Source organism: Pseudomonas sp. ArH3a (assembly GCF_022648765.1).
Taxonomy (GTDB): Bacteria; Pseudomonadota; Gammaproteobacteria; order Pseudomonadales; family Pseudomonadaceae; genus Aquipseudomonas.
Genome location: NZ_CP080330.1, coordinates 5,686,964 through 5,708,880 on the forward strand (window position 1 = coordinate 5,686,964; position 21,917 = coordinate 5,708,880).

General features: G+C 59.4%; 16 protein-coding genes, 2 tRNA genes and 1 pseudogene. 13 read left to right on the forward strand and 6 right to left on the reverse strand.

Annotated features, from left to right (window positions below; all coding sequences use genetic code 11):
• The first annotated feature begins 174 nt into the window (after nt 1-174).
• From K0P33_RS26090 to K0P33_RS26105, 4 genes are all read left to right on the forward strand, one after another.
• Nucleotides 175-2,124 carry an LTA synthase family protein gene (locus K0P33_RS26090; RefSeq protein WP_242152323.1) on the forward strand — a complete coding sequence of 650 codons (1,950 nt, stop codon included), beginning with the start codon at nt 175-177 and terminating at the stop codon, nt 2,122-2,124.
• Nucleotides 2,125-2,201: 77 nt separating this feature from the next.
• The gene (locus tag K0P33_RS26095) at nt 2,202-2,900 is read left to right on the forward strand and encodes a response regulator transcription factor (RefSeq protein WP_094953003.1); all 699 of its coding nucleotides are present in this window, start codon (nt 2,202-2,204) and stop codon (nt 2,898-2,900) included.
• A complete protein-coding gene (locus K0P33_RS26100) occupies nt 2,890-4,188 on the forward strand; it encodes an ATP-binding protein (RefSeq protein ID WP_242152326.1) in 1,299 nt (432 codons plus the stop codon). The genes K0P33_RS26095 and K0P33_RS26100 overlap by 11 nt, the downstream gene beginning before the upstream one ends.
• Before the next feature lie 84 nt (nt 4,189-4,272).
• Nucleotides 4,273-4,620 (forward strand): hypothetical protein, encoded by a 348-nt coding sequence (locus K0P33_RS26105; RefSeq protein ID WP_242152329.1) that lies wholly within the window; start codon nt 4,273-4,275, stop codon nt 4,618-4,620.
• 117 nt (nt 4,621-4,737) lie between these two features.
• Here the strand turns inward: K0P33_RS26105 and groL are convergent, their stop codons facing one another.
• The 5 genes from groL to K0P33_RS26130 form a co-directional block, all read right to left on the reverse strand.
• A complete protein-coding gene (gene groL, locus K0P33_RS26110; protein ID WP_242152332.1) occupies nt 4,738-6,393 on the reverse strand; it encodes a chaperonin GroEL in 1,656 nt (551 codons plus the stop codon).
• A gap of 49 nt (nt 6,394-6,442) precedes the next feature.
• Nucleotides 6,443-6,739, reverse strand: a complete 297-nt coding sequence (locus K0P33_RS26115; RefSeq protein ID WP_094953007.1) for a co-chaperone GroES — start codon at nt 6,737-6,739, stop codon at nt 6,443-6,445.
• 247 nt (nt 6,740-6,986) lie between these two features.
• Nucleotides 6,987-7,463 carry an FxsA family protein gene (locus tag K0P33_RS26120; RefSeq protein ID WP_024077215.1) on the reverse strand — a complete coding sequence of 159 codons (477 nt, stop codon included), beginning with the start codon at nt 7,461-7,463 and terminating at the stop codon, nt 6,987-6,989.
• A 66-nt stretch (nt 7,464-7,529) separates the two neighbouring features.
• Nucleotides 7,530-8,261 carry a DUF2470 domain-containing protein gene (locus K0P33_RS26125; RefSeq protein ID WP_094953008.1) on the reverse strand — a complete coding sequence of 244 codons (732 nt, stop codon included), beginning with the start codon at nt 8,259-8,261 and terminating at the stop codon, nt 7,530-7,532.
• Between the two features lie 102 nt (nt 8,262-8,363).
• Nucleotides 8,364-9,371: a DUF481 domain-containing protein gene (locus tag K0P33_RS26130; protein ID WP_242152335.1), complete on the reverse strand. Its 1,008-nt coding sequence runs from the start codon at nt 9,369-9,371 to the stop codon at nt 8,364-8,366.
• A 133-nt stretch (nt 9,372-9,504) separates the two neighbouring features.
• Between K0P33_RS26130 and K0P33_RS26135 the strand changes: the two genes are divergently transcribed.
• The 4 genes from K0P33_RS26135 (at nt 9,505) to K0P33_RS26150 (ending at nt 14,328) form a co-directional block, all read left to right on the forward strand.
• Nucleotides 9,505-9,867: an MGMT family protein gene (locus K0P33_RS26135; protein ID WP_094953010.1), complete on the forward strand. Its 363-nt coding sequence runs from the start codon at nt 9,505-9,507 to the stop codon at nt 9,865-9,867.
• 43 nt (nt 9,868-9,910) lie between these two features.
• Entirely contained in the window at nt 9,911-11,443 is a 1,533-nt protein-coding gene (locus tag K0P33_RS26140) for an AmpG family muropeptide MFS transporter (protein WP_094953011.1), read from the forward strand.
• Nucleotides 11,444-11,638: 195 nt separating this feature from the next.
• Nucleotides 11,639-13,354 (forward strand): proline--tRNA ligase, encoded by a 1,716-nt coding sequence (locus tag K0P33_RS26145; protein WP_242152338.1) that lies wholly within the window; start codon nt 11,639-11,641, stop codon nt 13,352-13,354.
• Nucleotides 13,355-13,374: 20 nt separating this feature from the next.
• On the forward strand, nt 13,375-14,328 hold the full coding sequence (locus K0P33_RS26150; protein WP_094953013.1) for a hypothetical protein: 954 nt from the start codon (nt 13,375-13,377) through the stop codon (nt 14,326-14,328).
• 68 nt (nt 14,329-14,396) lie between these two features.
• On the opposite strand, the gene dinB is transcribed toward K0P33_RS26150, so the two are convergent.
• Nucleotides 14,397-15,455: a DNA polymerase IV gene (dinB, locus tag K0P33_RS26155; protein ID WP_094953014.1), complete on the reverse strand. Its 1,059-nt coding sequence runs from the start codon at nt 15,453-15,455 to the stop codon at nt 14,397-14,399.
• 280 nt (nt 15,456-15,735) lie between these two features.
• Between dinB and K0P33_RS26160 the strand changes: the two genes are divergently transcribed.
• From K0P33_RS26160 to K0P33_RS26180, 5 genes and pseudogenes are all read left to right on the forward strand, one after another.
• Nucleotides 15,736-15,812 (forward strand) — tRNA-Met (locus K0P33_RS26160).
• A 258-nt stretch (nt 15,813-16,070) separates the two neighbouring features.
• A tRNA-Met gene (locus K0P33_RS26165) sits at nt 16,071-16,147 on the forward strand.
• Between the two features lie 279 nt (nt 16,148-16,426).
• Complete coding sequence (gene mprF / locus K0P33_RS26170) at nt 16,427-19,069, forward strand: bifunctional lysylphosphatidylglycerol flippase/synthetase MprF (RefSeq protein WP_242152341.1); 2,643 nt, start codon at nt 16,427-16,429, stop codon at nt 19,067-19,069.
• On the forward strand, nt 19,069-20,355 hold the full coding sequence (locus K0P33_RS26175) for an AcvB/VirJ family lysyl-phosphatidylglycerol hydrolase (protein WP_242152344.1): 1,287 nt from the start codon (nt 19,069-19,071) through the stop codon (nt 20,353-20,355). Before mprF ends, K0P33_RS26175 begins: the two co-directional genes overlap by 1 nt.
• A 134-nt stretch (nt 20,356-20,489) precedes the next feature.
• Nucleotides 20,490-21,865, forward strand: a pseudogene (locus tag K0P33_RS26180) (IS3 family transposase).
• Nucleotides 21,866-21,917 lie beyond the last annotated feature (52 nt).

Consider the following 21,917-nt stretch of genomic DNA (forward strand, 5'->3'; position numbering starts at 1 on the left):
GCCGTGTTGGCTCGCGCAGCTTAAGGCCAACGGTGGCTCAGGGATAGACCTCAAAGGTCTGTCGATAAAGGTTTTCAACCAATTACACAAGCCAACAAGTTTTTCACTATAGCTTCACAAACTGACTACAGCGTCAGGCCGAAGATCACCGCCATTGATATAAGGAACATAGACATGGGGTTTCTCAAAACGGCGCCTATGCGCTTTTTGCTGCTCGTAACCGGCGCCTGGCTGGTTGTTTTCCTGCTGACCCGCAGCGTGCTGCTCCTCACCCACCTGGATGAAGTCGGTGGCAACCTGCTGCCGGTGTTTGGCGTGGGCTTGCTGTATGACCTGGGTTTCCTAGCCTATGCCGCCTTGCCGCTGGGGTTGTATGTGCTGCTGTGCCCGCCCGCGTTGTGGCGCCGCCGTGGCCACCGCTGGTTCCTGCAGGCGGTGCTGACCGTCAGCCTGTTCGCCATGCTGTTCACCTCGGTGGCCGAATGGCTGTTCTGGGATGAGTTCGGCGTGCGCTTCAACTTTATCGCCGTCGATTACCTGGTGTACTCCGACGAAGTGTTGAACAACCTGCTGGAGTCTTACCCGATCGGCAAGCTGCTCAGCCTGTTGGCGATGCTGGCGATTGTGTTGAGCGTGGTCCTGCGCAAGCCGTTCAATGCCGCGATGAACGCGCCGCTGCCGCCGCTGCGTGGCCGCCTGCTGAATGCCTTGGGCCTGTTGGTGGTCGCCGGCCTCAGCCTGCAACTGATCAGCCAGGACAGCCCGCGCGCCCAAGGCGGTAACGCCTACAAGAACGAGCTGGCGAGCAATGGCCCGTACCAGTTTTTCGCCGCGTTCCGTAACAATGAATTGGACTACCCACAGTTCTACCAAAGCCTGCCCACCGAGGTGGTCGCCAAGCAGTTGCGCGCCGAACTCAGCGAGCCCAACGCGCGCTTTATCGGCACCGACCCGCTGGACATTCGCCGTGCAATCACCAACCCAGGCACCTTGCGCAAACCCAACATCGTGCTGGTGACCATCGAGAGCTTCAGCGCCAAATACATGGGCAGCAATGGCGATGGGCGCAACCTCACGCCCAACCTCGATGCCCTGCGCAAACAAAGCCTGTACTTCAATAACTTCTATGCCACCGGCACCCGCACCGACCGTGGCCTGGAAGCCATCACCCTGGCGATTCCACCCACGCCCGGGCGTTCGATCGTCAAGCGCATCGTCCGTGAAAGCGGCTTTGCCAGCCTTGGCCAACAACTCAGTGCCGTCGGTTACGACAGCGTGTTTGTCTACGGCGGTCGCGGCTACTTCGACAATATGAACGCGTTTTTCAGCGGCAACGGCTATCGGGTTGTAGACCAGAGCAGCGTGCCGGAAACCGAAATCTCGTTCAAAAACGCCTGGGGCATGGCCGATGAAGACCTCTACCGGCAGACCCTGAAACTGGCCGACGCCGATTACGCCAAGCAGCAGCCCTTCTTGCTGCAACTGATGACCACCTCCAACCATCGCCCCTACACCTACCCGGACGGGCGTATCGATATCAAATCCGGCAACGGCCGTGACGGCGCGGTGAAATACACCGACCACGCTATCGGTGAGTTCCTTGAGGCGGCACGCCAGAAGCCTTGGTTCGATAACACGATCTTCGTGTTCGTCGCCGACCATACCGCCGGCAGTGCAGGCAAAGAGGACCTACCCATCACCAACTACCAGATCCCACTGTTCATCTATGCGCCCAAGCTGATCGACGCCCGGGAAACCGCGCAACTGGCCAGCCAGATCGACCTTGCGCCCACTTTGCTGGGCCTGATCAACCTGAGCTACGAATCGACCTTCTTTGGCCGCAACCTGTTGCAAGACAACCCGCTGCCACCGCGTGTGGTGGTCGGTAACTACCAACACCTGGGCTTGTTTGACGGCAAGGACCTGGCGATCCTAAGCCCACGCCTGGGCTTGCGCCGCCACGATCAAGCCCTGGCTGAGAGCCAGGAGTTGCGCGTGGGCAGTGATGACCCGCTGATCCAGCGCGCAATCACCTACTACCAGGCCGCCAGCTATGATTTCAAACAGCAATTGCTGAGCTGGAAAGCGCCCAAAGATGAGGCTCCCGCCATCAGCGTCCGCTGACAGCCTACGTGAGCCCTTGCCTGCCATAGGGCAAGGGCGTAACACTTGCGCCCATTCTCCGGCGACGACGCCCTTTCATGTCCGACACCCTGCTGCTGATAGAAGATGACCGCCCACTGGCCGCGCTGACTGCCGAGTTTCTGCGCGCCGAAGGTTTTACCGTCGCCATTGAGCACCGCGGCGACCGTGCCGCCCAGCGCATTCGCGACGAGCAGCCGGCGCTGTTGATCCTGGATGTGATGTTGCCGGGTATCGACGGCTTCACCCTGTGCCGGCAGATCCGCGACCAGTACCCCGGGCTGATCCTGATGATGACGGCCTTGGATGAAAACGCCGAGCAATTGACCGGTTTCAACGTCGGCGCCGACGACTACGTGGTCAAACCTGTCGACCCGCTGCTGTTGCTGGCCAGGGTCCGCTCGTTACTGCGCCGCCACCCGCAAGCCCCTCGCGCGTATTACCAGTGGGGCGCGTTTCGCTTGGACCTGAACAGCCATTTCGCTTGGCTTAATGACACGCCCTTGCAGTTCTCGGTCGCCGAGTTCGAATTGCTGGCGATTTTTGCCCGCCATTGCGGCGTATTGCTGACGCGGGAAAAACTCCTGCAAAGCCTGCGCGGCCTGGAATACGACGGGCTCAACCGCTCCATCGATATGCGCGTATCGCGCTTGCGCAAAAAGCTGATGAGCCTGGAATGCCCGGTGACCATCCAGACCATCACGGCCCAAGGTTATCTGTTCGTCGAAATCCCGCAGGAAGCTGAGCATGCTGGCTAAGGTGCGGCCGTGGATGGTGGCCGTAGTGGGCACGGGCTGGGCGGCCTTGACCCTGTATCTGCTATGGCTGTGCACCAATGCCTCAGTATTTGTTGGTGAAGACAGCTTTTTGCGCCTGATGGCCGGGCCGGGTTATCTGGTGGCTGAACAGCTCAAAGGCGTGCCCGTCGACCAGCGGGAAGCACGGATGGACATCCTGCGTGCGCACTTTCAGTACCCGGTGAATCTGATCACGCTGGACGATGTCGAGTTGCCGCCGGAAGCCATGGTCATGTTGGAACATCAGCAGCCGGCGCTAAACAGCGACGAAGACATCAGCTACTTCCCGCTTGACGACGATACCGTGATCCGATTCGGCCCCATGTGGGGGAGCGCCGAGGTCAAGGACCTGCTGAAATTTCCGGTTTTCTGGATAACCGCCTGCGTCGCGGGCTTGCCGGTCCTGCTACTCCTCGGGATTGGTTTACGTCTACACCGGCGGCGCAACGCCGAGCTGAACACGCTCAATACCTGCCTGGGCACCCTTGCGCGCAGCCCGAACGTGATGCTGCCCGCCATGAGCAAGGAATGGACGCCGCTGCTGCTGACGTTGCAACAACATGCGCGGGACATCAGCGCCATGAGTGAACGCCATCGCGAAGTCTCCCAGGCGGTTTCCCATGAACTGCGCACACCCCTGGCGCGCATGCGCTTCGCCTTGTCGCTGCTGAGCAAAAGCGAAGACCCGCTCACCCGCACCCGCCTTCAGGAACGCTTGCTTACCGATGTCGAAGAGCTCGAAGCCTTGGTTCGCGCCAGCCTGGCCTTTGCGCGACTGGCCGGCGCGCCCACCGACCTGCAGCATGAACCGATCAACCTGCGTGACTGGCTGCATCAAGAGTTTGCCCTGCTCGACGGGCACCATCGCCGGCTGAGCCTAGAAACCGAGCCTGCACACCTTGAACTGATCGGCGACCGTGCCCTGCTGCACCTGATCGTACGCAACCTATTGAGCAACGCCATCACCTACGCCCGCGATCAGGTGTGCGTGAGTGCCACCTACCATGGCCAACATCACCTGGTGTTGCATGTGGACGACGACGGGCCCGGCATCCTCGCGGAAAACCGCGAAAAGATCTTCGAGCCCTTTGTGCGCCTAGCCATGGGCGGCGATGCGCCCGGGGGCTTCGGCCTCGGCCTGGCGCTGGCCAAACGTGCCACCCAGTGGCACTGCGGCGAATTGTCGGCGGCCCGTAGCCCGTTGGGCGGTGCACGCCTGACACTGCTGTTGCCACTGCGCCCGCGGTAGAGAGCGTGTTACAGCCTGTGACAGCGAGGCGCCGCCATTGCCCGTACTCTCTGCCGCCTGAATCCCAGGTTGGAGAGCCCGTTCATGCGTCCCCCCAAAAAGCATGTGTTCACACTGATGCTGTCGTTGTGCATCATTACCGGCTCACTCGTACCCGGTAAGGCGATCACGAACCAGCCATCACAACAGGCGCAAGACAAAACACCAAGTGCCAATACCTGGACCCCAAGCACGCAGGGCTCGGGCGTGACAGCCGAGCGCAGGAGGAGGCCCAGAGCCACTGCCGCTGAAAAACTCGCGCACCTGCCTGGCCCTCACCCATTCTACGAAACTGCTGCATCGCAACCCCTGGCACTGGTGTCGAATGCCCAATTGACCCTGGCCCGCGGCATGACCTTCAAGAGGCTGTTACGCCGACGTTCAATCGGCTGAGCCCTCAGCGATATATAAAGAGCCATCAGCGGCGCATAAAGAACCATCAGCGGCGCATAAAAAAACCCCGCCTGCATCACTGCAGGCGGGGTTTTTCAGGTGCCGGGTAAGGCTGGCTTACATCATGCCGCCCATGCCACCCATGCCACCCATGCCGCCCATGTCTGGCATACCGCCGCCAGCCGAGCCGCCTTCAGCCGGTGCATCAGCAATCGCCGCTTCGGTGGTCAGGATCAGACCGCCGATGGAGGCCGCTGCTTGCAATGCGGAACGAGTCACCTTGGTAGGGTCCAGGATGCCCATTTCGATCATGTCGCCGTAGACGCCAGTTGCGGCGTTGTAACCGTAGTTACCTTTGCCGTTCTTGACTTCGTTGACCACAACGCTTGGCTCGTCGCCGGAGTTGGCAGCGATCTGGCGCAGTGGAGCTTCAACAGCACGACGCAGTACAGCGATACCGACGTTCTGATCAGCGTTGTCGCCGGTCAGATTAGTCAGGGCTTCCAGAGCACGGATCAGCGCAACGCCACCGCCAGGTACCACGCCTTCTTCAACGGCTGCACGGGTTGCGTGCAGGGCGTCTTCAACGCGGGCTTTCTTCTCTTTCATTTCAACTTCGGAACCCGCGCCAACCTTGATCACTGCAACGCCGCCGGACAGCTTGGCCAGACGCTCTTGCAGTTTTTCACGGTCGTAGTCGGACGAAGTTTCAGCAACCTGGGCACGGATCTGAGTGATGCGCGCCTGGATGTCCTGCTCTACGCCAGCACCGTCAACGATGATGGTGTTTTCTTTGGAGATGGTCACGCGCTTGGCGCTACCCAGGTTTTCCAGGGTGGCGCTTTCCAGGCTCAGGCCGATCTCTTCGGAGATAACGGTACCGCCGGTCAGAACAGCGATGTCCTGCAGCATGGCCTTGCGACGGTCGCCGAAGCCTGGAGCCTTGACGGCTGCAACTTTAACGATGCCACGCATGTTGTTCACAACCAGCGTCGCCAGGGCTTCGCCTTCAACGTCTTCGGAAACGATCAGCAGTGGGCGGCCGGCTTTGGCAACGGCTTCCAGTACTGGCAGCATTTCGCGGATGTTGGAGATTTTTTTGTCGACCAGCAGGATCAGCGGGCTGTCCAGCTCGGCAACCATGGTTTCTGGCTTGTTGACGAAGTACGGGGACAGGTAGCCACGGTCGAACTGCATGCCTTCTACAACCGACAGTTCGTTTTCCAGGCCAGTGCCTTCTTCAACGGTGATCACGCCTTCTTTACCGACTTTTTCCATGGCTTCGGCAATGATGTCGCCGATGGAGCTGTCGGAGTTGGCAGAGATGGTGCCTACCTGAGCGATAGCCTTGGTGTCAGCGCATGGCTTGGACAGGTTTTTCAGCTCAGCCACAACGGCGATGGTCGCCTTGTCGATGCCGCGCTTGAGGTCCATCGGGTTCATGCCGGCAGCGACGGCTTTGTAGCCTTCGTTGACGATTGCCTGAGCCAGAACGGTAGCGGTGGTGGTGCCGTCGCCTGCGTCATCGTTGGCACGGGAGGCAACGTCTTTGACCAGCTGCGCGCCCATGTTCTCGAAGCGACATTTCAGCTCGATTTCTTTGGCTACGGAAACGCCATCTTTGGTGATGGTCGGAGCGCCGAAGCTTTTCTCGATGATCACGTTACGGCCTTTAGGGCCCAGGGTCGCTTTTACTGCGTCAGCCAGGACGTTGACACCGGCGAGCATTTTTTTGCGGGCGGAATCGCCGAATTTAACTTCTTTAGCAGCCATGATCGATATTCCTTAAATACTTTGTAGTAACGGGAAAGTGAGCGGGGAATCAGTCTTCCAGAACGGCGAGAATTTCGTTCTCGCTCATTACCAGCAGGTCTTCGCCGTCGACTTTCACAGTGTTGCTGCCGGAGTAAGGGCCGAAAACAACCTTGTCACCCACTTTCACAGCCAGCGCACGTACTTCACCGTTTTCCAGAGCCTTGCCTGGGCCAGCAGCGATGATCACACCGTGGTTGGCTTTTTCAGCAGCCGAACCTGGCAGAACGATACCGCCAGCGGTTTTCTTTTCTTCTTCGCTGCGACGGATTACGACGCGGTCGTGCAGAGGACGAAGCTTGCTCATTGTCGATCTCTCCTAATTGTGTTTTTCATCGGCCGGTATCGGTACCGGCGGGTTGTATTCCGGCGGTGCCGGTCGCGCCTCGCCAAGCAAGACGCGGAAGTCTGTCTGGTGTCGCCACCAGAAACCTTGCGGTGACCGTTACATAAGGGCGCATAAGCTTATTACAAGGGGCCGTAGCGGAAATTTTTTGTGTCTGCTGACGACCAAAAGCAACACGACACCCATAGGTGCCGTGCCCATAAAGCGGTTATTTGCTGTCGCGGTGTTCGAACTCACCTTCGATCACATCACCTTCACGCCCCAACGGCTGGCGTGGAGCCGGGCCACCACGGGGTTGCAGGTCGTCGGCGAACGCACGTTGGCGAATCGCCGCCTCTTCGGCACGCTGGCGCATCTTGCCGGCCAGCAGCTTGCGGGTAAACGGCAGCAGCATGACCAAGCCGACCACGTCGCTGATGAAACCCGGCAGGATCAACAGGCCACCGGCCAAGGCCATCATCAGGCCTTCAAGCATGGTCTGGGCTGGCAGTTCGCCGCGGTTCAAGCTTTCACGAGCACGCAACGCCGTGGCCAGGCCGGCGACGCGCAGCACCAGAACGCCGAGCATCGAGCCGAGAATGATCAGTAACAGTGCCGGGAAAAACCCGATCGCACCGCTGACTTGAACGAATACGAACAGCTCCAACACCGGGAATAGCAGAAAGAGCAATAAAAAAGGGCGCATCAAATGGTTCCTCAACGCAAGAATGCCTTGCCAGTCCACCCTAGATGACGTCGCCGTTTCGTGAATTCAAGCGTTGGCGCGCTCTTTTTTCGGCCAGACCTCGGCGTGGGCCAATAAAACCAGGGCTTCGCGTACTTGTGTCGGATTATTGCAAGGCTCCGCAAAAGGCAACCAATGCAGGGATTGGCCAATGCGCAGGTGCATGCCTTCACTGTCGACGCCGGCCAATTGCGCAGGCTCGGTGGTCGGCAAACCGGCCAGTTCGACGTAATGCGCGATGGCCTTGGTGTGATCGCTGTTCATGTGCTCGATCATGCTGCGCTCAGCCTTGCCCGCGAACGGGTTGGCCAAGGTCAGTTGGTCGACCCAGTGGATCGCACCAAACCCGCCTATATAACGGTGACGCACGGGCTTGAGCACCCAGAAGTCAAAATCGTGGGCTTTGTGGTAGTTGGCCGAATCGGGGAAGTAGCGGTAATAACGCTCGGCGGCCGCTTCAATGGCAGCGGCGTCTTCAAGCTTCTCGGCTTCGGCCAAGTAGGTCAGGCGCCCCACCGCCTGCACATCATCGGCCTCGCGCTCACCCACCAGCAGCGAGCACTTGGGGTCTTTTTGCAGGTTATGGGTGTGCTGGGCAATGCGGCTGATCAGGATCAGCGGGCGGCCCTGCTCGTCGAGGCAATACGGCACGACGGAGCCGAAGGGAAACCCGGGCATGGCTTTGGACAATGTGGAGAGAGCCCCACGGTATTCCTTGAGCAACAGCTCTCGGGCGTTCTTGGCAACGTGCGCGCTCAACGTATGACTCCTCGGGTATTCCGCCACCCACAGCCTATGGGGACTATGGGAATGGATCTCAATACAAGGTAATCAATATCCGCGCAGGTTGCCAGAGTGCTTTTACCAGGCCACGCCAAACCCTGCGGTGTAACGGGTCTTGCTCAAGCTACCTTCCGACTCGCCACTGATGATGTCGCGCTCGGCCTTAAGGTTAAGCGAAGCCCATTCGGTGACTTTGTAACGCAGGCCCATCTCCGCATCCAAGGAGTATTCGGACGGCCCGGAGAGCGGCTTGCCCACCTCGCCGTTGGTGAAAAACTCCACGGTCTTGCCTACGAGGTAGCGGTTGTAGTTCCACTTCATGGCCAGGGAATAGAAGTCGGTCTTGCGGCCGTTTTCATATTCATAGTCGGTGCGGTTTACCAAGGAGCCGAGGGAGAACGCACCCAGCTCATCGTCCCAAAACTGGTAGCCCGGGCCGGTACCGACGGTGCGTTGGCGGGACAAGTCTTCAACCTTGTCACGCTTGTAGGTCAGGCGGCCCTGCCAGTACCAATGCTCGGTGATGAAGCGGTCCAAGTCATATTCCAACGCCCAGTTGTCGGTGGTGGTGACGTCGTCCTGGAACTCGCGGTTGTATTCGCCTTTGCCGGTATGACGCCACTGGCCGTGGCGGGCGGTGGTCTTGAAGTCGATGTCGTAGTCGTTGGTGTCTTTGTCGGCACGCTTGTAGTCCAGCGCCAGGTCAACGTTGCCCTTCCACACCAGGTCTTCGATCACAGGCTTGGGTTTGATGATTTGCTGGATGCTTGCCAACTCAACCGTCTTCGGCGCTTCGCCATTGGCCAGCACCACCTTGCCATCATCCGCCGCTTTGAGGGATTTGGCTTTTTCGCCGGTGTAGGCGTCCTGTTTGACCAGCAACTCCTGGTCACTTTCCAGGGTTTTCACCTGTTTCCAGTCCACCGGGATCGCCCCTGCGTAACTGGTCTGAATCAGCAACTTGCCACCGTCGAAGACTTTGATCTTGCCGGTCAGGCGGTCACCGTTTTTCAACCAGACGGTGTCGGCGAGCAAGGGCGTGGAAGCGCTGAAAACAACAAGGCACAGCAGGGTTCTGGACAACATAAGCGGATTCGGAGCTCGGAGTTGGCGAAAAAGGGACGTTATCGTGTTAGATAGCTAGGACTGACTCAAGGATTTATGTTGAGTTCAATTCTCAACACCATGATTACAGACGTTTCTTACAAAGACACCGACGATGCCCACAGTAAATCCACCTGCCGAACCCCCTCAAAGCCCGGCCGACATGCGCCGCACGGCGCTGTACCTGACATTGGCGCAAGTGCCCGAGGGCTGCGTGGTGAGCTACGGCGAATTGGCCCACCTGGCAGGGCTGGGCCGCGCGGCACGCTGGGTCGGGCGCACGCTCAGCCAGCTGCCAGAGGGCACTCGGTTGCCTTGGCACCGGGTGCTGGGTGCCGGTGGTCGCATAAGTCTGCCGGTGGGCAGTGCCTCAGGCGACGAACAACGTGCGCGTTTACGCAGTGAAGGTGTCAGTATCCTGAACAATCGCGTTGATATTCAGCGTCATGGCTGGCGCCCGGTAGAGCACAGCGGTTAGAGTGCGCGCTTTGTTTCCGCAAATCTGAGGCAGACTCCAGCCCATGCCCCGTAAAACCTGGCGCGCCGCGCTCGCCGCCTATGCCAGCCCCTCGACGTTAGTGTTGTTGTTGCTCGGTTTCGCCGCCGGCTTGCCTTACATGTTGGTGTTCTCGACGCTTTCAGTGTGGTTGCGCGAGGCCGGTGTGGCCCGCGAGACCATCGGTTATGCGAGCCTGATCGGTTTGGCCTACGCCTTCAAATGGGTCTGGTCGCCGTTGCTCGACCAATGGCGCTTGCCGCTGCTCGGTAAACTCGGACGTCGTCGTTCCTGGCTGGTGCTGGCCCAGACGCTGGTGATCCTCGGGTTGATCGGCATGGGCTTTTGCGACCCGCAAAAACACCTGTCCTGGCTGATTGCCATTGCCGTAATCGTCGCCTTCGCGTCGGCCACCCAAGACATCGCGGTGGATGCCTACCGCCTGGAAATCGCCGACGACAGTCGCCAGGCGGCCCTGGCTGCCAGCTACATGTCCGGTTACCGCATCGCCGCCCTGCTGGCCACGGCGGGTGCACTGTTTTTCGCCGAAGGTTTCGGCTCCACCGGCTTCAACTATAAACACTCGGCGTGGACCGGCACTTACGTGCTGTTCGGCTTGCTGATGATCCCGGCGCTGCTGACCACCTTCTTCATGCGCGAGCCCAATGTGCCACTGCGCACCCAGTTGCAGGCCGGCCGCTACAGCTTCGCGCATCAGCTTGTTTCTGTATTTGTGCTGATCGTGCTGCTGGTGTCGGTCCCGGCGATGTTCACCCAGCTGTACAACACCGACTTCGCCAGCGTGCTGTTCCACGGCGTGAGCCTGTGGGAGCTGCTGATGGAAGACCGCGCGTTCCTGCGCGCCATCCTCTATATCATCCTCACCGCACTGTGCCTGTCGGCCATGGGTCGCCGGGGGCTGGCGCCGGTGCTGACGCCGGTCAACGACTTTATCCTGCGCTACCGCTGGCAGGCGTTGCTGCTGCTCGGGCTGATTGCGACCTATCGCATGTCCGACACGGTGATGGGCGTGATGGCCAACGTGTTCTACATCGACCAGGGTTTTACCAAGGACCAGATTGCCGGAGTCAGCAAGATCTTCGGCCTGATCATGACCCTGCTCGGCGCCGGTATGGGCGGCCTGTTGATCGTGCGCTTCGGGATCCTGCCGATCCTGTTTATCGGCGGCATCGCCTCGGCCGGCACCAACCTGCTGTTTGTCGCGCTCGCCGACATGGGCCCCGACCTGCAGATGCTGATTTTCACCATCTCGCTGGACAACTTCAGCTCGGGCCTGGCCACCTCGGCGTTCGTCGCCTACCTGTCGAGCCTGACCAACCTCAAGTTCTCCGCCACCCAATACGCCCTGCTCAGCTCGATCATGCTGTTGCTGCCTCGCCTGATTGGCGGCTATTCGGGGGTGATGGTGGAGAAGTTCGGGTATCACAACTTCTTCATGATTACCTGTTTGCTGGGTGTGCCGACGTTGTTCCTGATTGCGTTGCATTGGTTTCAGGAAAATCGACGAATTCGTTTGAACCCGCCCACTGAAGACTGACTCACCTCAGTTAATGTGGGAGCGGGCTTGCTCGCGAAGGCGCAGTGTCAGTTGATACATGCATGACTGATACACCGCCTTCGCGAGCAAGCCCGCTCCCACAGCCCCCTCTGTATTCTGATACCTGTACTCCAGCAGTTTGCGCCCGTACAATCCCAAGTCATTTCAAGTCCAAGCAACCGACAACGGCCTACCATGCGTACCAGTCAATATTTGCTCGCCACACAGAAAGAAACGCCTTCCGACGCGGTTGTGATCAGCCATCAGCTGATGCTGCGCGCCGGTATGATCCGCAAACTGGCCTCCGGCCTGTACACCTGGCTGCCCATGGGCTTGAAGGTGATGCGCAAGGTCGAAGCGATCGTTCGCGAAGAAATGAACGCCGCCGGCTCTCTGGAAGTGTTGATGCCGAGCACCCAACCGGCTGAGCTGTGGCAGGAATCCGGGCGCTGGGAAGAGTACGGCCCTGAGTTGCTGCGCTTCAAGGACCGTCATGGCCGCGATTTCTGCGCTGGCCCGACCCATGAAGAAGTGATCACCGACCTGATGCGCAACGAGCTGAGCAGCTATAAACAGCTGCCGCTGAACCTGTATCAGATCCAGACCAAATTCCGTGACGAAATCCGCCCACGCTTCGGTTTGATGCGCGGCCGCGAATTCATCATGAAGGACGCCTATTCGTTCCACGCCGACCAAGCTTCGTTGCAGGTCACCTACGACCGCATGCACAAGGCTTACTGCAACGTGTTCACGCGCCTGGGCCTGAAATTCCGCCCGGTTGAAGCGGACAACGGTTCCATCGGCGGCGCCGGCTCCCACGAATTCCACGTGCTGGCCGACTCCGGCGAAGACGATATCGTGTTCAGCAACGGTTCCGACTACGCGGCGAACATTGAGAAAGCCGAAGCCGTGCCACGCGAGACTTCCCGCCCAGTACCGGCTGAAGCGCTGCGCCTCGTGGACACACCTGATACCAAGACCATCGCGGCCCTGGTGGAAAAATTCAATCTGCCGATTGAAAAGACCATCAAGACCCTGATCGTGCGCGCCGAAGAAGAAGGCAAGCTGATCGCCCTGGTGATCCGTGGCGACCACGAGCTCAACGAAATCAAGGCTGCCCAGCAACCTGGCGTGGCCAGCCCGCTGGTCATGGCCAGCGATGCCGAACTGCGCGACGCCATTGGCGCCGGTGCCGGCTCGCTCGGCCCGTTGAACCTGCCGCTGCCGATCATCATCGACCGTTCGGTCGAGCTGATGAGCGACTTCGGTATCGGCGCCAACATCGACGACAAGCACTACTTTGGCGTGAACTGGGAACGTGACCTGCCGGTTCCGACCGTGGCCGACCTGCGTAATGTAGTGGCCGGCGACCCAAGCCCGGATGGCAAGGGCACCCTGGAAATCAAGCGCGGCATCGAAGTCGGGCACATCTTCCAGCTGGGCAACAAGTACAGCAAGGCGATGAAGTGCGAAGTGCTGGGCGAGAACGGCAAGCCGATCACCCTGGACATGGGCTGCTACGGCATTGGCGTGTCCCGCGTGGTGGCTGCTGCCATCGAGCAGAACAACGACGAGAAAGGCATCATCTGGAGTGACGCCCTGGCGCCGTTCCAAGTGGCCTTGGTACCGCTGCGCTACGAAACCGAGCAAGTACGCGAAGCCACCGACAAACTGTATGCCGAACTCACGGCCGCCGGTTTTGAAGTGTTGCTGGATGACCGGGACAAGAAAACCAGCCCGGGCATCAAGTTCGCCGACATGGAACTGATTGGCATCCCGCACCGGATCGTGGTCAGTGACCGCGGCCTGGCCGATGGCAATCTGGAATACAAGAGCCGGACCGAAGCCGAAGCCCAACCGTTGCCGGTGGCTGACGTGCTGTCTTTCCTTCAGGCGCGTATTCGTCGCTGAAAATCAGATCAAGAGAAGTCATGTTCAAGCGAAACACCAGAGCCCTGGGGGGCGCCGCCTTGTGCGGCGCCCTGCTGGTCAGCGGCTGCGCCAACCAGATGTCGCAACGCAGTGAGCACGAGGAGCGGATCGAGCGTAAGTTGCTCGATCACAGCCTGCAGATCGATGTAGGCGAACCCAAAGTGCTGGAACTGCCGCAACGCCGGGTTCGCATTCACGAGCAGAAGACCTTTGAGGTCACCGAATTCGAAGTCACCCGCCGTTACGATCGCTACACGCCCTACCAACCCTGGCGCAAACTCTACGAGATGCCACTGGGCGCGGTCGCTTTGGTGGCGGGCGCGGGGGCCAACGTGGCGAACATTTTCGCCCTCGGCAACCTGCCCACCAGCATGACCCGCGACTGGCTGAGCTACGGCGTGGACGGCATTAACCCGTTCATGAACGTGCAATCCCACGGCCGTGCGCAACAGAACCTGGCCGGCATTGATGAAGTCCAGCGCGACAAGCGCACGGAGTATTCGAGCCTGCCCTGGAGCGAACGCCCGGTACAGGTCACCGCCGGCAAGCAGACCCATGAGCTGACCACCGACCGCAACGGCGTACTGCGCCTGAACCTGTTGGACAGCCCATTTGCCGAGCAGGACCTGAACCGCGTCACGACCCTAAAGATCAGCGTGGAAGATGGCCAGGACGACGTGCATTCGGACTCCACCCTGGCGATCAGCAACACCCTGCGCGGCAAGTTGCTGGAAGCCCATGGCCTGATTTACGACGACTTGGAAGATGACGAAGTCAACCAGTGGGTGCACAGGGTCAAGCGTCTGTCGGAACTGGGCCTGGAAGAAGAAGCCAGTGAGCTGGAACAAAGCCTGATCGAACTGACCCGCAATGATCCCGAGTTGCAGCAGGAGTTTCTGCAGGCGCTGACCAAGGATGCGGGGCGATTGGTGGCGGATCCTGGGGCTCGCTGAATTCCCGAGAACACCGAAATACACCTGCGGGAGCTGGCTTGCCTGCTCCCACAGGTGGTTTTGGGTTTCTACCAGGAGAACTCGAGCTGTTCATTGCCGCTGCTTAGGTCGAGCAACCTCACCCCAATCCCCAGCAACCGCACCGGTTTACCACCGCGATTGAACGCCTGGGTCAACAGCTGTTGATAACTCTCCAGATCCCGCCCTGCCCCGGCTTGCTCCAAGGTGGTCTGGGTAAAGTCATGAAACTTCACTTTGACGAACGGCTTGCCCGCCCGATAGCTGCTGTCGATGCGCGCCATACGCCCGGCCAGGGTTTCCATCAGCTCGGGCAGCTTCGCCAAACAACTTGAGAGATCCGGCAGGTCCACGTCGTAGGTGTTTTCCACACTGATGGATTGCCGGCGGCTATCGTTCTGCACCACGCGGTCATCAATCCCACGGGCCAGGCTCCAGAGCCGCTCGCCAAAACTGCCGAATTCACGCACCAGCGCCAGCTTGTTCCACTCACGCAATTGCAGGCAGTCTTCAATGCCCAGGCGCGCCAGCTTGTCGGCGGTGACCTTGCCGACGCCGTGCAACTTGTTTACCGGTAACTGGGACACGAAGTCTTCGACCTGGTCCGGGGTGATCACAAACAGGCCGTTGGGCTTTTTCCAGTCGCTGGCGATCTTGGCCAGGAACTTGTTCGGCGCAACGCCTGCTGACACGGTGATGTGCAGTTGGTTGGAGACCCGACGGCGAATGTCCTGGGCGATACGCGTGGCACTGCCGCCAAAATGCGGGCTGTCAGAGACGTCCAAGAAGGCTTCGTCCAGTGACAGCGGTTCGATCAGGTCGGTGTAATCACGAAAGATCGTCTGGATTTCCTTCGACGCTTCCTTATAGGCATCCATGCGCGGCTTAACGATGGTCAGGTCCGGGCACAGCTTCAAGGCGTGGCGTGACGACATGGCTGACCGCACGCCATACGCCCGCGCCTCATAGTTGCAGGTAGCGATCACCCCTCTTCTGTCCGCCGAGCCGCCAACCGCCAGGGGCTTTTGCGCCAGGCTCGGGTCGTCGCGCATCTCGATGGCGGCGTAGAAGCAATCACAGTCGACGTGGATGATTTTGCGCTGCGTCATATAAACAGAGGGTGTAATCCAACGGGCGGCCAGTATCGCACTCACACCTGTATATAGCACCAGTAGTTTGAATCTTCCGTTTGAACGGTGGGAAATCTCGCAGATGAATTTATTTTTTCAATCGAAATCAGCCCATCGATAGAGCTGAAACCCTCGGCCCGACTGGCCCCGAGCCCTTCCAAGGCACGCTTTGGAGAGCTAAGCGGTTGAACCACAAGCGCTTTTCTTCTATTCACAGGTTGACACACCTGCGTTCCTCTGTAGAATACCGACACACAGACGCGGGATGGAGCAGTCTGGTAGCTCGTCGGGCTCATAACCCGAAGGTCGTCGGTTCAAATCCGGCTCCCGCAACCAAACATCAAAAAAGGCTACTCGAAAGAGTGGCCTTTTTTGTGCGCGTCTATTTTCTAAAGACCAGAGCGCGTGAACTTCACTACGGGCTGCTCCGCAACCCGTCGCGGGTGGTGCGACGATTCGACAAGCCCGCTCACTACAAAAACCGTTTCCAAACGAGAACTTAGGTCGCTTGAGCCACTAATTCACACTAATTTGACCCATCGGCCGATTAACGGTTGACACCTCGTCGTTGCGCTGTAGAATGCCGCCCACAGACGCGGGATGGAGCAGTCTGGTAGCTCGTCGGGCTCATAACCCGAAGGTCGTCGGTTCAAATCCGGCTCCCGCAACCAAACATCAAAAAAGGCTACTCGAAAGAGTGGCCTTTTTTGTATCTGGCGAAAAAGTTCTTCTGAAACAATGGCATGGCATCTTTCATGAAACCGTATACGGTTTGTAGAGTCCATCTCATTGCACGCTATGCTCAATGCTCAAGCGCTCCCCTCTACAACCAATGGCCGCAGTCGCCGCACCCGGCGATACGCGTTAATATTTGTAATTATTTTGTCCATAGGGATTGGTAACTTGGCTGGATACCTCCATCCTGTCGCGCACAATCCACGAGGTGATTGATGCGCGCCAACTCGTCTGAACCACAAGACACCGTCACAGCGACACAACCGATCACACCCGCCCGTTTGCGCTGGCTGGATCTGTTGAGCAAATACCGTCAGCCCATCGGGTTGGCCGTTACCCTGTTGCTGTTCGCAATCGCCCTGATCGCCTGCCGACACCTGCTGTTGGAACTGGACCTGTACGCTCTCCACGACTCGATCCTGGAAGTGCCCAAGCCCGCCCTGCTGGGTGCGTTTGCGGCGGCGGTCGTCGGTTTCATCATTCTGTTGGGCTATGAGTTCTCCGGCGCGCGCTATGCCGGGGTGAAGCTGCCCGCCAAAACCTTGGCCCTGGGTGGCTTCACCGCCTTTGCCATCGGCAACGCCATTGGCCTGTCGATGCTCTCCGGCGGTTCGGTGCGCTACCGTTTATATGCACGCCATGGCATCGGGGCTTCAGAAGTCGCGCACATGACCGTGTTCGCCAGCCTGGCCTTGGGCTGCGCCCTGCCGCCGCTGGCTGCATTGGCCACGCTGAGCAACTTGCCGGCAGCATCGACCTACCTGCACCTGTCGCAAGGTTTGCTGGGTGGCATTGCGGGTGCGGTGCTGCTGCTGTCGGTCGCGCTGTGCATCGGCATCTATCGCCGCCGCCTGGCGGAACAACCCTACCCGGACAACCTGCTGGTCAAGGCGGGTCGCCGCACGCTGCGCCTGCCCGGCCGGCGCCTGACGTTCCTGCAACTGGTGATTACCGCACTGGACGTCGCCGCCGCCGCCACCGTCCTTTATATGCTGCTGCCGGAAGCGCCGCCGTTCGGCCCCTTCCTGCTGGTGTACCTGCTGGCCCTGGCCGCCGGTGTGCTCAGCCATGTACCGGGCGGCGTGGGTGTATTCGAAGCAATTCTGCTCGCCGCCTTTGCCGACAAGCTGGGCGCCGCGCCATTGGCCGCCGCCCTGCTGCTGTACCGGATGATCTATGTGGTACTGCCGCTGCTGATCGCCTGTGTGTTCCTGCTGGTCAACGAAGCCCAGCGCCTGTTCCAGACCCAGCAAAGCCTGCGGGTGGCCTCAGGCTTGGCCGCACCGGTGCTGGCCGTACTGGTTTTTTTGTCCGGCGTGGTCCTGCTGTTTTCCGGCGCAACGCCGGAAATCGACTCACGCCTGGAAAACATCGGCTTCCTGATTCCCCACCGCCTGATTGACGCCTCGCACTTTGGTGCCAGCCTGATCGGCGTGCTGTGCCTGTTGCTTGCCCAAGGTTTGCGTCGGCGTTTATCCGCCGCCTGGATGCTGACCATGGTGTTGCTGCTGACCGGCGCCCTGCTCTCGCTGCTTAAAGGCTTCGACTGGGAAGAAGCCAGCCTGATGATCATGACCGCCGTGCTGCTGGCGATCTTCCGGCGCTCGTTCTACCGCGCCAGCCGCCTGACCGAGCTGCCGTTCTCGCCGCTCTACCTGGTGGCCAGCGTGTGCGTGCTGGGGGCCTCGATCTGGCTGCTGCTGTTTGCCTATCAAGACGTACCCTACAGCCATCAGCTGTGGTGGCAGTTCACCCTGGATGCCAACGCCCCACGCGGCCTGCGCTCGTTGCTGGGTGCGGCGGTGTTGCTGGTGATCGTCTCGTTGACCTGGTTGCTGCGCACCGCGCGCCCGGTGATCCACCTGCCGACCCCGGATGAACTGGAACGCGCCACCAAGATCTTGATGGCCTCGTCCCAACCCGACGGCGGCCTGGCACTGACCGGTGACAAGGCGCTGCTGTTCCACCCCAACGATGAAGCCTTCCTGATGTACGCCCGTCGCGGGCGCAGCCTGGTGGCTTTGTATGACCCAATCGGCCCGACCCAACCGCGCGCCGAGATGATCTGGCAGTTCCGTGACCTGTGCGACATCCATCACGCGCGCCCGGTGTTCTACCAGGTACGCGCCGAGAACCTGCCGTACTACATGGACATTGGCCTCACCGCGATCAAGCTGGGTGAAGAAGCCCGCGTCGACCTGAAACGCTTTGACCTGGAAGCCAAGGGCAAAGAGATGAAGGATTTGCGCTACACCTGGAACCGTGGCACCCGGGACGGCCTGTCCCTGGAGATCTTCGACCCGGGCCAGGCGCCGATGGACGAACTCAAAGTCATCTCCGATGCCTGGCTGACCGGCAAGAACGTGCGGGAAAAGGGCTTTTCGCTAGGCCGTTTCAGCGACGACTACCTCAAGCACTTTCGCATCGCGATCATTCGCTTCGAAGGGCGCCCGGTGGCCTTCGCCAACTTGCTCGAGACTTACAACCACGACCTGGCCAGTCTCGACCTGATGCGTGCGCACCCGGACGCGCCGAAGCTGACCATGGAATTCATGATGGTTGGCCTGATTCAACATTATAAGAACCACGACTACGCCCGCTTCAGCCTCGGCATGGTGCCATTGTCGGGCTTGCAACCCCGCCGTGGCGCCCCGCTGACCCAACGCCTGGGCTCAATGGTGTTCCGCCGTGGCGAGCAACTGTATAACTTCCAAGGTTTGCGCCGCTTTAAAGACAAGTTCCAGCCTGACTGGGAACCCCGTTATATGGCCGTGCCCGCAGGACTTGATCCGCTGGTGGCACTGGCCGATACCGCCGCCCTGATTGCGGGCGGCTTGACTGGATTGGTGAAACGCTGATGATTCGACGCTCCTGGCGGTATGTGTTGGCCTTTGTAGTGCTGCTCGCGCTGATCGCGGCGGGTGGCTTTTGGTACTGGAACCGCCCTGCCCCGCAACCGACCTTGGAGCAACTGCCCCAGGCTGACGGCTCGGTGATGACCCGTGTAACGCCTAACGGCTCGGCAAAAGCCCGTGTGGCGGTGGCCGTGATGGCCGATGAAACCCTGACCGACAGCCAGTTGATTGCCCTGAGCAAGGGCGGCGCAGCTCAAATCGTTCAAGTGGTCCTGCCAAAAGATGACTGCAAGCTGCAGGAACAAGCGCTGCAAAGCGCCCTGGCACAGCTTAAAGGCCCGGCGACCCTGGTCAGCGGCATCGGCCCTGGCGCTGCGCTCGCCTGGCGCTGGTTGGCCACACAGAACGACGACAAGGCCAACGCCATCTCCGTCGGTTTCGCCCTGGTACAGGAAGGCTGCAAGGACCCGCTGCCGAAGACCTCCGCCCATGGCAACTGGCTGGTGGCGTGGAACGATAACCCTGACGATGAAAGCGCCAGTTTCGTACGCGACACTCCGCGCGCGACCACCAGCATCAGCGACTACGACATTCATTACCCACAAGTGCTGAACAACGAACTGCGCAAGCAATTGGTCGGTTCGGACAACGGCGGCCTGGCGATTCCAGTGGTGGAAGTGCCGGCTGGCCAAGCCAAGGACACCGTTACCCTGTTCCTCTCCGGTGACGGCGGCTGGCGTGACCTGGACCGTGACGTGGCCGGTGAAATGGCCAAGATCGGCTACCCGGTGGTCGGCATCGACACCCTGCGCTACTACTGGCAGCACAAGACCCCGGAACAGAGCGCCAAAGACCTTACCGAACTGATGCAGCACTACCGGCAGAAATGGGGCACCAAGCGCTTCGTCCTGACCGGCTACTCGTTCGGCGCTGACGTACTGCCGGCGATCTACAACCGCATGCCGGAAAACGAACAGCAGCGCGTGGATGCAATCATCCTGCTGGCGTTCGCACGTACCGGTAGCTTTGAAATCGAAGTGGAAGGTTGGTTGGGCAACGCCGGCAAAGAAGCCGCGACCGGCCCGGAAATGGCCAAGCTGCCGGCTGACAAAGTGGTGTGCATCTACGGCGCCGAAGAAGTCGACGAGAGTGGCTGCACCGACAAGACCGCTGTTGGCGAAGCGGTGAAGCTGCCAGGCGGGCATCACTTTGATGAAAACTACCCGGCGCTGGCGCAGCGGCTGGTAGACATCATCGTGAAGCACCAGGCCAAGGACAAAGCCGAGTAACTCTAGGCTGTATGCAAAACCAAATGTGGGAGCAGGCTTGCTCGCGAAAGCGGTGGATCAGTCACAGCAACGTTGACTGACACTCTGAAGTGCGCCCCAGAAGTTGGACACCCGTCCAACTCCTGAGGCTTTTCATGAGCAAATACACGACGCAGTTCAAGCTTTCCGCCATTACCACTTTCCTTGAACAGGGCCGAGGCTTTCGCCGCATAGCCGCTCAATTTCAAATGGATCCCACCTTGCTTCGTCGTTGGGTGGAGGCTTACCGATTACATGGCGAAGCCTGTCTAAGCAGAACCGGCGAACGCTACAGTCCCTTGTTCAAGTTTTCAGTGCTGCAACGCATGTGGCGCGACTCCTTATCTTTGCGCCGCGCAGCGGCGCTCTTCAACCTGGGTAACTCAAGCCAGGTGGGCAGATGGCAACAGCAGTATTACAGTGGCGGTATTGAAGCCCTGGAGTCAGGGAAAAAAGGATCGATTACCGCTATGCCCAAGCCGCCTTCTAAACCGCGTAAAACTACCACCCCACTCACCGACGCACAGCTTGCACACAAGGCATTACTCGATGAACTGCAGTATTTGCGCATGGAGAACGCCTACCTAAAAAAGCTTGGAGAGTTGGGCGAGGCGGTGATGAGGCGAGAGAGAGAAGCGAAGAAAAAGCCCGATTAGTCACTGAGCTCAAACAAGCTTTCCCCTTGAGTGATTTGCTCAAGCTGGTAGGTCTTGCGCGAAGTACGTACTACTACCAACTCAAGGCGATGGGCGTTGCGGACCGGTTTATCTCGATCAAAGCCTCTATCCAGACTATCCAAGACGAGAATGAGGGCCGCCTTGGTTACCGTCGGATGACTTTAGAGCTACGTAAGCAAACGCCGTTGATCAACGGTAAAACGGTACGACGGCTGATGGGAGAGTTAGGCCTGAAATGCACAGTGCGACCGAAAAAATACAAATCGTATAAAGGGCCAATGGGAGAGGTATCGCCCAATATCCTGGCTCGTCAGTTCGAAGCTGAGCAACCAAATCAGAAATGGGTAACCGATGTCACCGAGTTCAAAGTGGCCGGCAAAAAGCTGTATCTGTCCCCAGTACTGGACTTGTACAACGGAGAGATTGTGGCCTATAAGACCGCCGTCCGCCCCCAATACGCCTTGGTAGGCGACATGCTGGAGCTTGCCCTTGAGCGCTTGCCCGAAGGCGCCAAACCCATGCTGCACTCGGATCAGGGCTGGCACTATCGACACTCAAAGTATCGGGAAAAACTGGAAAAAGCTGGGTTGGAACAGAGCATGTCTCGCAAAGGGAACTGCTATGACAACGCCACAATGGAAAGCTTTTTCGGTACCCTGAAGTCGGAGTTTTACTATCGGGAAAGCTTCGACAGCGTTGCTCAGCTGCAGGCCGGGCTGGATAAGTACATCCATTACTACAACCATAAGCGAATCAAAACGAAGCTTGGCGGACTGAGCCCTGTGGCTTACAGAACCCGGTCCGCGGTAGCCTAACCATTAGCTGTCCAACTTTTGGGGCGCACTTCACTCCGTATTCGCGAGCAAG